Origin of the sequence: Mycobacterium sp. (genome assembly GCF_035653355.1) — a bacterium.
Lineage (GTDB): Bacteria > Actinomycetota > Actinomycetes > Mycobacteriales > Mycobacteriaceae > Mycobacterium.
The window spans coordinates 1-8,202 of the sequence record NZ_DASRBZ010000460.1; the positions used below are offsets into that span (position 1 = coordinate 1).

General features: G+C 62.3%; 11 protein-coding genes and 3 pseudogenes. 10 read left to right on the top strand and 4 right to left on the bottom strand.

Annotation, left to right across the window (positions count from 1 at the left end; genetic code table 11):
- The coding region (locus VFA16_RS15870; RefSeq protein ID WP_324968742.1) for a histone deacetylase at positions 1-838 on the top strand (838 nt) is incomplete at its 5' end.
- Here VFA16_RS15870 and VFA16_RS15875 read toward each other — a convergent pair.
- The 3 genes from VFA16_RS15875 to VFA16_RS15885 form a co-directional block, all read right to left on the bottom strand.
- Positions 839-1,246, bottom strand: coding sequence for a hypothetical protein (locus tag VFA16_RS15875; RefSeq protein WP_324968743.1), 408 nt, complete (start codon positions 1,244-1,246; stop codon positions 839-841).
- 164 nt (positions 1,247-1,410) lie between these two features.
- The gene (locus VFA16_RS15880; RefSeq protein WP_324968744.1) at positions 1,411-2,118 is read right to left on the bottom strand and encodes a TetR/AcrR family transcriptional regulator; all 708 of its coding nucleotides are present in this window, start codon (positions 2,116-2,118) and stop codon (positions 1,411-1,413) included.
- A 12-nt stretch (positions 2,119-2,130) separates the two neighbouring features.
- Positions 2,131-2,568, bottom strand: coding sequence for a hypothetical protein (locus tag VFA16_RS15885; protein WP_324968745.1), 438 nt, complete (start codon positions 2,566-2,568; stop codon positions 2,131-2,133).
- A 160-nt stretch (positions 2,569-2,728) separates the two neighbouring features.
- On the opposite strand from VFA16_RS15885, the gene VFA16_RS15890 reads away from it, so the two are divergent.
- The 9 genes and pseudogenes from VFA16_RS15890 to VFA16_RS15925 all read left to right on the top strand — a co-directional run.
- Entirely contained in the window at positions 2,729-2,962 is a 234-nt protein-coding gene (locus tag VFA16_RS15890) for an AbrB/MazE/SpoVT family DNA-binding domain-containing protein (protein ID WP_324968746.1), read from the top strand.
- Entirely contained in the window at positions 2,901-3,380 is a 480-nt protein-coding gene (locus VFA16_RS15895) for a type II toxin-antitoxin system VapC family toxin (RefSeq protein WP_324968747.1), read from the top strand. The genes VFA16_RS15890 and VFA16_RS15895 overlap by 62 nt, the downstream gene beginning before the upstream one ends.
- 300 nt (positions 3,381-3,680) lie before the next feature.
- Positions 3,681-3,914: a type II toxin-antitoxin system Phd/YefM family antitoxin gene (locus VFA16_RS15900; RefSeq protein ID WP_324968748.1), complete on the top strand. Its 234-nt coding sequence runs from the start codon at positions 3,681-3,683 to the stop codon at positions 3,912-3,914.
- 26 nt (positions 3,915-3,940) lie between these two features.
- Positions 3,941-4,330 carry a type II toxin-antitoxin system VapC family toxin gene (locus tag VFA16_RS15905; protein ID WP_324968752.1) on the top strand — a complete coding sequence of 130 codons (390 nt, stop codon included), beginning with the start codon at positions 3,941-3,943 and terminating at the stop codon, positions 4,328-4,330.
- A gap of 604 nt (positions 4,331-4,934) precedes the next feature.
- A pseudogene (locus VFA16_RS15910) lies at positions 4,935-5,060 on the top strand (N-acetylmuramoyl-L-alanine amidase); the annotation flags it as partial.
- Positions 5,061-5,102: 42 nt separating this feature from the next.
- Positions 5,103-5,768, top strand: a complete 666-nt coding sequence (locus tag VFA16_RS15915) for a class I SAM-dependent methyltransferase (protein WP_324968749.1) — start codon at positions 5,103-5,105, stop codon at positions 5,766-5,768.
- A gap of 373 nt (positions 5,769-6,141) precedes the next feature.
- Positions 6,142-6,669, top strand: a pseudogene (locus VFA16_RS23820) (peroxiredoxin); the annotation flags it as partial.
- Positions 6,670-6,777: 108 nt separating this feature from the next.
- On the top strand, positions 6,778-7,128 hold the full coding sequence (locus VFA16_RS23825) for a DUF742 domain-containing protein (RefSeq protein ID WP_414687739.1): 351 nt from the start codon (positions 6,778-6,780) through the stop codon (positions 7,126-7,128).
- Positions 7,125-7,241, top strand: a pseudogene (locus VFA16_RS15925) (ATP-binding protein); the annotation flags it as partial. The gene VFA16_RS23825 and the pseudogene VFA16_RS15925, both read left to right, overlap by 4 nt.
- A gap of 235 nt (positions 7,242-7,476) precedes the next feature.
- Here the strand turns inward: VFA16_RS15925 and VFA16_RS15930 are convergent.
- The gene (locus VFA16_RS15930) at positions 7,477-7,905 is read right to left on the bottom strand and encodes a cellulose-binding domain-containing protein (RefSeq protein WP_324968751.1); all 429 of its coding nucleotides are present in this window, start codon (positions 7,903-7,905) and stop codon (positions 7,477-7,479) included.
- Between the last annotated feature and the right edge of the window lie 297 nt (positions 7,906-8,202).

Sequence of the window (8,202 nt, forward strand, 5' to 3'; positions counted from 1 at the left end):
CTTACTGCGACGCATCAACGATACGCCGCGCACCATTCATCTGGATCCCGACACCTACGCGGGACCAGACGCCCTCACCATCGCGCGATTGTCGGCGGGCGGTGTGGTTGCTGCGACCGACGCCGTGCTCAGCGGAACCGCCGACAATGGGCTGGCGGCCGTCCGCCCGCCGGGGCATCATGCGATGCCCGATCGGGCGATGGGTTTCTGCCTGCTCGGAAACGTCGCCATTGCCGTGCGCCACGCGCAGACCCATTACGGGATTGAGCGGATCTTGATCGTCGACTACGACGTTCACCACGGCAATGGCACCGAAGCCATGTTCTACGACGATCCATCGGTGCTTTACGTTTCGACGCACCAGTATCCCTTCTATCCCGGCACCGGTGCTGCGGGTGACATCGGCACCGGCTCCGGCGAGGGCTACACGGTCAACATCCCGTTGCCCGCCGGAAGCGGCGACGCCAACTACGCAACGGTTTTCGACACGGTCGTCTGGCCGGCCGCTGAGCGTTTCGACCCTGAGTTGATGCTCGTGTCGGTGGGGTTCGACGCATACTGGGCAGATCCGTTGGCCGGGATGCGCCTAACGCTGCCCGGCTATTCCCACCTGGCCGCGGAAGTCGTTCGCATGGCGCAAGGTTTATGCGCGGACAAAGTCGTCTTCGTGCTCGAGGGCGGCTACGACATGGACGCGCTGCGATACGGGGTCAGCAATATCGCTCGCCTGCTGCTCGGCGACCCGCCAGTCGACCCGCCGGGCGCACAGCCGAGCCCACGACCCGAGCCAGACATCGACCGCCTTGTCGCACGGATCAAGCAGCTGCACGGCCTGTAATCAAAGACCGCCACACCGCGATGGCGCCAAAATGGGCGACCACGGTGGGCAATCCGGCGGCAGCGGCTGCGGCGGTGGCGGCGTATACGGCGGCGGAGGCGGCGGCGGCGGGGGAGCCTGATGGGGACTGCCGTGCCACGGATAGATGGTGTTGGAGTCGATGTCGATGACGCCCTCCGAGGTCCAATACCAGTCGTGGCAGACGTTCCAGTCCCACGTAATCACTTGGCTACCCGGTATAGGCGGGTCGCCCGGGCACCAGTGAGTGCATGTCATCCCGCCCGGGCAGTTACCGCCCTGATAGCTGGGACCCGTCGCATATGCGGTCCCCGCGGCCACGCCCGAAACGGCCAGGCTCAAACCGCCCGACATCACCACGGTGGTCGCAAACCGCGAAATTCCGTGCATTGTCGGTTCCTTTCGACGGTGCCGCTCCGTTGGCGTTGTCATAAGCTATGGGCCTGGCTACCGATCCCAATAACTATGCCGCGTTTGCTGGTCAAGTACGTCAGGAATGCAGCACAAGCGAGAAACCGATGTGATCCAGATCCGGCTCTGTTCCAGGCACCGACCTAGCCGCATGTGGGCTTGAGGAGCGCGACCATCGCCCCAACTTGCTTGCGGTCGAGCACTACCGTCGATCCGTCGGGTAAACCGAGGATCCGGTCCGTCGCGATGCCGTGAAGCTTGAGACGCTTCACGCAGCCATCGATAGCCTTACGTCGTGATTTCGCATCGGGCGCATTGAGCACCTGAACCATGTATTTCTGCATGCTGGCCGCGAATCCCTGAATGATCTCACCGACGCCCTCGGGATCGAAGGTGTCGAACACACCCTCGCGTACACCTTGGCTGATGACTTCGGTTAGTACCGGCCGGAACAGGTCCTCCCAGATCGCGACGATCCTTGCGAACAGAGCCTGGTTGTGCGGCTTCAGCAGTGACGCCATCGCCGCGATCTGTTCGGGAGCGCCCATGGCCATCTTGACCTGGTAACTCGCCGCAAGCCCGGCATTGAGGCGTTCCAGTGCGTCCTTGCCGGGCTGCTCGAAGACCGGACGCAGCAGTTCGAAAGCTTCGGCGGCGCTGCGTTCGGCAAGTGCCGCTACCAAGGCCTCCTTCGACGAAAAATAATGGTAGAAGGCGCCTTTCGCGGTACCTGTCGCCGCGAGCAGGTCGTTGAGGCTGACGTTTTCATAACCGCGCTCGAGAAACAGCCCGAGTGCCTGGTCGAGCACCTCGGCCCGCCGGATGTCCTTTTGCTTCACAACACGCGCCATGACGGTATCGGATCAGTCGGACTTCTTCAGCCACCCCACATATGCCAGGTACAACCCGCACAGCGCGAGCAACCCGAACCCGACCCGCACAACGGCGATTCCAGGACCCGACGTTTCGGTGGCGGTTTCGGCTCCCTTGACGATCAGCTGCGGCATGGCGAGCAATGTGAAACCCCGTAGCAGTAAGAACCAGCCAAATAGCGAGATGATCACCGCGGCAACGCTGCGCCAATACTGGTGAAACGCAACGATGAACACACCGGACAAGAACAACAGCGCGCCCAGCACCCATGGCCACATCGGGTCAGTCGAGAAATTGGATAACTGGTTCCCGATGCTTCCGGCCCTGATTGCAACGATCGCAGGGACCACGGCGATGAACGGCCCGAGCACGCGGGCGAATGAGCGGGTGCGTTGCGAGCGATCGGTCGCGGTGACGGGTGCGCGCATGCTTACTACCCCTTTTCGACGTGGCGATGGGCAGCCGTCCCGTCTTAGACCACTGGTCTACAGATTAGACCACCGGTCTAAACCGGGCAACGTCGGCCTGCTTTTGGCGGCGAGGAGATGTGTTAACACGCTGATACCAGCGAGATGGTAAACTGATGGGATGCGTACTACCATAGATAAGGCTGGACGCTTGGTGATCCCGAAGTCGCTCCGCGAGCAGGCGGGTATCGCGTCGGGCGAGGTCGACATATCGCTCGATGGGGCTGCTATTCGCATCGAAAGCGTGGCGTCCGACGACCTTGTCGAAGAGGGCGGACTTCTCTTGCTGCCCAGTGGCGGGCGAGAGCTTGACGTCGACGCGGTCAGGGAGTTGCGGCTTGCCGACCAGCGCTGAACATGTTCTGGTCGACACCAGCGCGGCACTTGCACTAGTGCAGCGTGAGAACCTGTTTCACAAGCCCGCCAGAGCCAGGCTTCTCGCATGCCGCCGTGGGTTGTCTGGGCATGCCGCAGCGGAACTGCTGTCGGTACTCACGCGACTGCCACCACCACATCGCCTCACGCCTGTTGCAGCACTTCGCTTGGAGGAGATTAATTTCCCCGAGTCTCGCTTCCTGTCCGCGACGGATACAAAGCAGCTATTGCGAGAGTTTGCCGAAGCGGGCTTGGCCGGCGGCGCGGTTTACGACGGTCTCGTCGGTGCGGCTGCCCGCAAGCACAAGCTGACGTTGGTGACCTGCGATCGACGGGCCGAACCGACGTATCGCGTACTCGGCGTCAACTACGAGGTGCTATCGCCGATTTCGCAATGACGACTGAACCGTTCGACGGTTGTCGAGCAAGAGCGATTGCTCGCTGGCCGCTCAACCGGTCGGAGAGGTCAGTTGCCTAGCTCCACCGACACCGACCGCCGCCATGGTCAAAGCGGGTTAGGGGAGCGGATTCGTCACGGTGACGGATCGTCGCCAGCAGGCTGACTTCGTCAAAGTTGACCCGTAGTCGCATCCTCGGCGCAAGACGAGGCTCGACACCCTTGGCAGGCGGCATGCGATTCACGGATCAAAGACTGAGCGGACTAGTCTAACTAGTCATCTCTGCAGTATTCTGAACGTGTGAAGACCGTGACCAGCACGGAGGCGAAGGCCAAGCTTAATGCCATCTTGGCCGAGGTCGCGCGGACCGGCGTGTCGGTGACGATTACCAGCCATGGACGTCCGGTGGCGGTACTCACGCCGGCGCGTCCGCGGCCACGAAAGTTTGGTCAGTTGCCCGCGCTTGTGGTGTCCGATACCTTCGATGAACCGCTTCCTGATGCGGAAATCGCTGCCTGGGAAGGCAATTCGTGACTTCGGAGAGCCGGCCGTCGCCGCCCCTGGCCGTTCTCTTGGATACGAATGCTCTGCTTTGGCTGGTGAGTGCGCCCGAGAAGGTACAAACCTCGGCGCGTGAGGTGCTCAGCGAGTCGAGTACCCAACTCATGGTTTCGGCAGCGTCGGCGTGGGAGATTGCGATAAAGACCCGCCTGGGGCGTCTCGACGGTGAGCCGCTGTTGGCGGCGTGGTCGGATGTTATTGCCGACATGACCGCTACTGACCTGGCAATTGACGCCAGGGATGCGATCCTGGCCGGGCGATTGCCGTGGGAACATAAAGACCCGTTCGACCGGGTGCTCGTGGCACAGGCCGCCCGGCGGAACCTCATCATTGCCACTAGCGATGCCCACATCTTGAGCGCCGCGCTGACACCAACGCTGAGAATCTAACCGAGCCCTCCGGGCGGCCCCGCCCAATGCCGGGGTCTCCAGCCGGTGAAGCAAGCCCGCTAGGCGGTACGCAATCTATTAACCATGATCCAATAGCGCTGCGCCTCTGGATAATTCGTCACAGTGACGTATTGCCGACAGCAAAGAGGGAGGGCAGGGAGGCCCATCGTCGGCCGCATGGCTGTCGCCAGATGGTCGAGTGACTCACCAGTGCGGCGCCGTCGCGCTGTTGTGGCACGCCCGCGAGCGGCCCGTCAGGGCCGGTGGGACGCGAAATCAGCGCAGTGACGTGCTGATATCGCCGAATCGTCAAGGGTGCGAGCCTTTTCATCTCTAATGCAACTCACAGCAGCCGGTACCGATAAGCGACACTATGTCAAGTAGCGCCCGCGTTTTGCATCAGCACGCGTTTCCGGATAGATCTGACGACGGCTCCCACCTTGAGGTCGCCTATGTTCTCCCCCCGACCGCCACGCGCCCGGGATGCCGAGTTACGGGAATGCCAACTCAATCGGGACGGATCACGTGGAGGTTGTGTCATAAACCTGTCGTATGCGCAGGTGGCTGATGCTAACTACGTCGAGACCGGAATTCCCTGTGCGCATCAGGTCTGCAGCCGTCGACCTACATGGGGCCGAACGGCCTCTACAGCCACGCTGATTTGGCCGGATTAAACCTGGCCCAGTACCCGGCGATACGTATCGAGCTGGGCAACATGACGAACAGCGGTGGGAACATTGACGGCCAATGCGCGGTCCACAATCGTGGGGGCATGGCTGATACCTATGAGGCGTGGAGCGGATGGACCATCGGGAAGCTCGGCGGGGCGGTCTATGACTTCGGCGTTGAGCGGGAGTGGCTGGCTAGGCCCGCGGGTCTTGCGCTGTGGGGCACTGACACCCGCTTGCTATTCGACACTATCCGCGCGGTGGGCGAGGTGCCCGATGGTTCGGCGGTACTGGACATCCCCTGCGGCGGTGGCCTCGCGTTGCGTGGGCTGCGCAAGGGCCAGCGGGTGCGCTATGTGGCTGCGGACATCTCACCGGACATGCTTGAGCGGGCCCGGCGGCGGGCATCCGTGATGGACCTCGACGATGTTGAGTTCGCCGAAGCCGACATCCAGCGCATACCGTTCGGTGACAACGAGTTCGACCTAGGTATTTGTCTTAACGGGCTGCATTGCCTGCCCGACCCTGCAGCAGCTGTCCGGGAAATCTCGCGGTGCCTGGCAGCCGGCGGCCGCCTCGTCGGCTCCGCCGTGGTCCGTGGCGCAGGGCGGCGCCAAGACATGCTTATTGGAGCGCTTCAGCGCACCCGGGCTTTCGGCCCCGGCGGCACCGCCGACGACCTGCACGACTGGCTCACGGAAGCCGGGTTGCGAGTCGACCGGCTGCTGCGATCGGGGGCTGTTGCCCACTTCGCCGCAACGCGTGACTGACGGGCGTCACCGCATATTGCAACGGATGCACGATAAGCCTGTTAATTGATGCAACTTACCGAGGTCCCATCGGATATCAAGGAGCACGCAACGTGGCGCGACCGGACCTGTCGGACAGCGGGAACGGACCGGCCATGACGTCATCTTGCCTAACGCGCCAACGAGTTCGCCGGTACGAAGCTCAGTCGAACCACTTGACGCCCGCAACACTATGCACTAACCGAATATGCAGGCTTACGGTCACCTCCTGCACGCCCGCGTCCGGGACGTGGCCGAGCTGGTCACCACGGATCCCGACCTGGTAGCTGCTCGGCGATGACCGATTATCCCCAGTCTTCTGTCACGCAGAACTTCCCAGCGTTACCCTTTGGCGATGATCGCCGGGGAGAAGGCGCCGGACTTCACTCTTTATGATCACACCGGTCGGCCTCGGACACTGTCCACGCTCCTTGCCAAAGGACCGGTTGTGCTGTTCTTCTTCCCGATAGCGTCCTCACCGATCTGTACCGTCCAGGGCTGTCATTTTCGGAACCTCAGCAAAGAATTCGCCGCGGTGGGCGCGCAGCGCGTGGGCATCAGCACCGACACGGTCGACAAGCAGGCCCACTTCGCCCAACAGCGCTCGTTCGACTACCCGCTGCTCTCCGACGTGGACGGCGTGGTATCCGAACTGTTCGGGGTGCGCCGAGGCAGGCTCGCCAAGCTGCGGAGATCCGTCGCGGCGCGTCAGGCGGTCCGCCGTGGCCGGCACACTCGGCGCCGTGGCCTGCTGGCGCGGCTGTTGCCGGTCAGACGGGTCACCTTCGTCATCGACACCGACCGCACCATACTCAAGGTCATCTCCAGCGAGGTGCGCGCTTCGGTGCATGCCGACCAGGCCTTGCGGTACTTGCAGAACCGCGACCTGCCACATGGTTCGCGACCTGTCCCCGAGAAGCACACCGACGCGCATCAGCAGTCGGAGGGCAAGCGCGAACGGATCGGCGACTGGTTCACAGAGCCGGACACCGTGGACGAGCCGAGCCTGGCCCGGCCATACACGCTGAGGGCAGGCCGTACGCACTCTGATGGCAACCTGGCGCTGGAGGCTCCAGTCGAAGCGCTCAGCACCACTGCGAACCCGCCGCGATGGCGGAGAAATGATGTGCGGGGCCAGATCCTGACGTATTGCGCGGATAGCCCCTCGGTCGCAGAGATCGCCGCTCGCCTGTCGTTGCCGCTCGGTGCGACGCGGTTCCTGGTCGACGACCTGGTGACACAGGGTTATTTGCGGGTGCACGCCCCCCAAGGTGACTCGATGACACTCGACGAACGACGCGAACTGATAAGAAGGACCCTGCGCGGTCTACGAGCACTCTGAGGGTCCGGTGCGCCTCGACGACGATCGTCATGTCCGGCGGGTTCCGGCCCGGCAAGACGACGTTCGTGGGCGCGATCTCGGAAATCATGCAGCTGCGCACCGAGACGCCGGTGAGGCTGTAGTCTCCCCTTTGCACCTGGTGCTGCAGCTCTGTGTAATACGGCGAGATCGAATATGGCCGTAGTTCCCATTCCACTACCGTGTATCCTCTATCCCGTTGTGCGCCAATAGGGTTCGGCATACTGTCGCCGAGCGCTCTGACGACCACCAGCGTTATGCGTGTCAACCATTAACCGATATGGCATTTGCCGCACTGTCGGGCCGTCGAGCCTAGGTGTGCAGTCGCCATTAGGTGCACGGATATTGCCCATTGAGCAGACAATTCGACGGTGGTGAGTAGGTACCGGTCAGCACGCCTCTGAAACCACCTGTCGCTGAACCACCGGGTGCAATGATGCGATTCCAATTCGCGGGTGTGAGAACATAGTGCGTTCCAGATTGGGTAACGGTGCTATTCCACGTGTGCGAGACGGATTCGCCGCTCGGCAAATCGAATTCAAGCTTCCAATCGGCGAGCGGCGCCGCGCTCAAGTTGGTGATGGTGAAGCGGGCGATGAAACCGGTCTGCCACGTCGATGTCACCGATAACGTCGCCGTGGCCGCGGCGGCATGAGCTACAGGGGTGATAGCGAGACTTAGGATGGCAACCATCAATGCCGACGCCGTTACGTGAAGCGCTATGCGCCAGCGCTTCACACAGGTCCTCAGTCCGGCCATAGCGGCCAACACTAAAGCCGACCAGGCGATATCGGCCCGCGCATCGCCGGTGAGCTGCAGTACCTTTGCGCAACCGAAACCGTCGTGAAATTTTGCCTCGATTCACCCCGAACCATGTATCGGCCCGATTGAACGCGAACTTTCGGACAGAGAAAGCCAGAACGCGAGCCGCATACGGGGCACAGCGATGAGTTTCGTGGTGGTTCCCCGTCTATATCACTAACGCGCCATCAACCGCACTCAAGGAGAACATCATGCCCGCCACTTATACCTTTGACGTCTTCTCCAGCCTCGACG

What these genes read in the sequence shown, in the direction of transcription:
- VFA16_RS15875 (WP_324968743.1), bottom strand. Translation starts at nt 1,246, where the DNA reads ATGCACGGAATTTCGCGGTTTGCGACCACCGTGGTGATGTCGGGCGGT.
- VFA16_RS15880 (WP_324968744.1), bottom strand. Translation starts at nt 2,118, where the DNA reads ATGGCGCGTGTTGTGAAGCAAAAGGACATCCGGCGGGCCGAGGTGCTC.
- VFA16_RS15885 (WP_324968745.1), bottom strand. Translation starts at nt 2,568, where the DNA reads ATGCGCGCACCCGTCACCGCGACCGATCGCTCGCAACGCACCCGCTCA.
- VFA16_RS15890 (WP_324968746.1), top strand. Translation starts at nt 2,729, where the DNA reads ATGCGTACTACCATAGATAAGGCTGGACGCTTGGTGATCCCGAAGTCG.
- VFA16_RS15915 (WP_324968749.1), top strand. Translation starts at nt 5,103, where the DNA reads ATGGCTGATACCTATGAGGCGTGGAGCGGATGGACCATCGGGAAGCTC.
- VFA16_RS15930 (WP_324968751.1), bottom strand. Translation starts at nt 7,905, where the DNA reads ATGGCCGGACTGAGGACCTGTGTGAAGCGCTGGCGCATAGCGCTTCAC.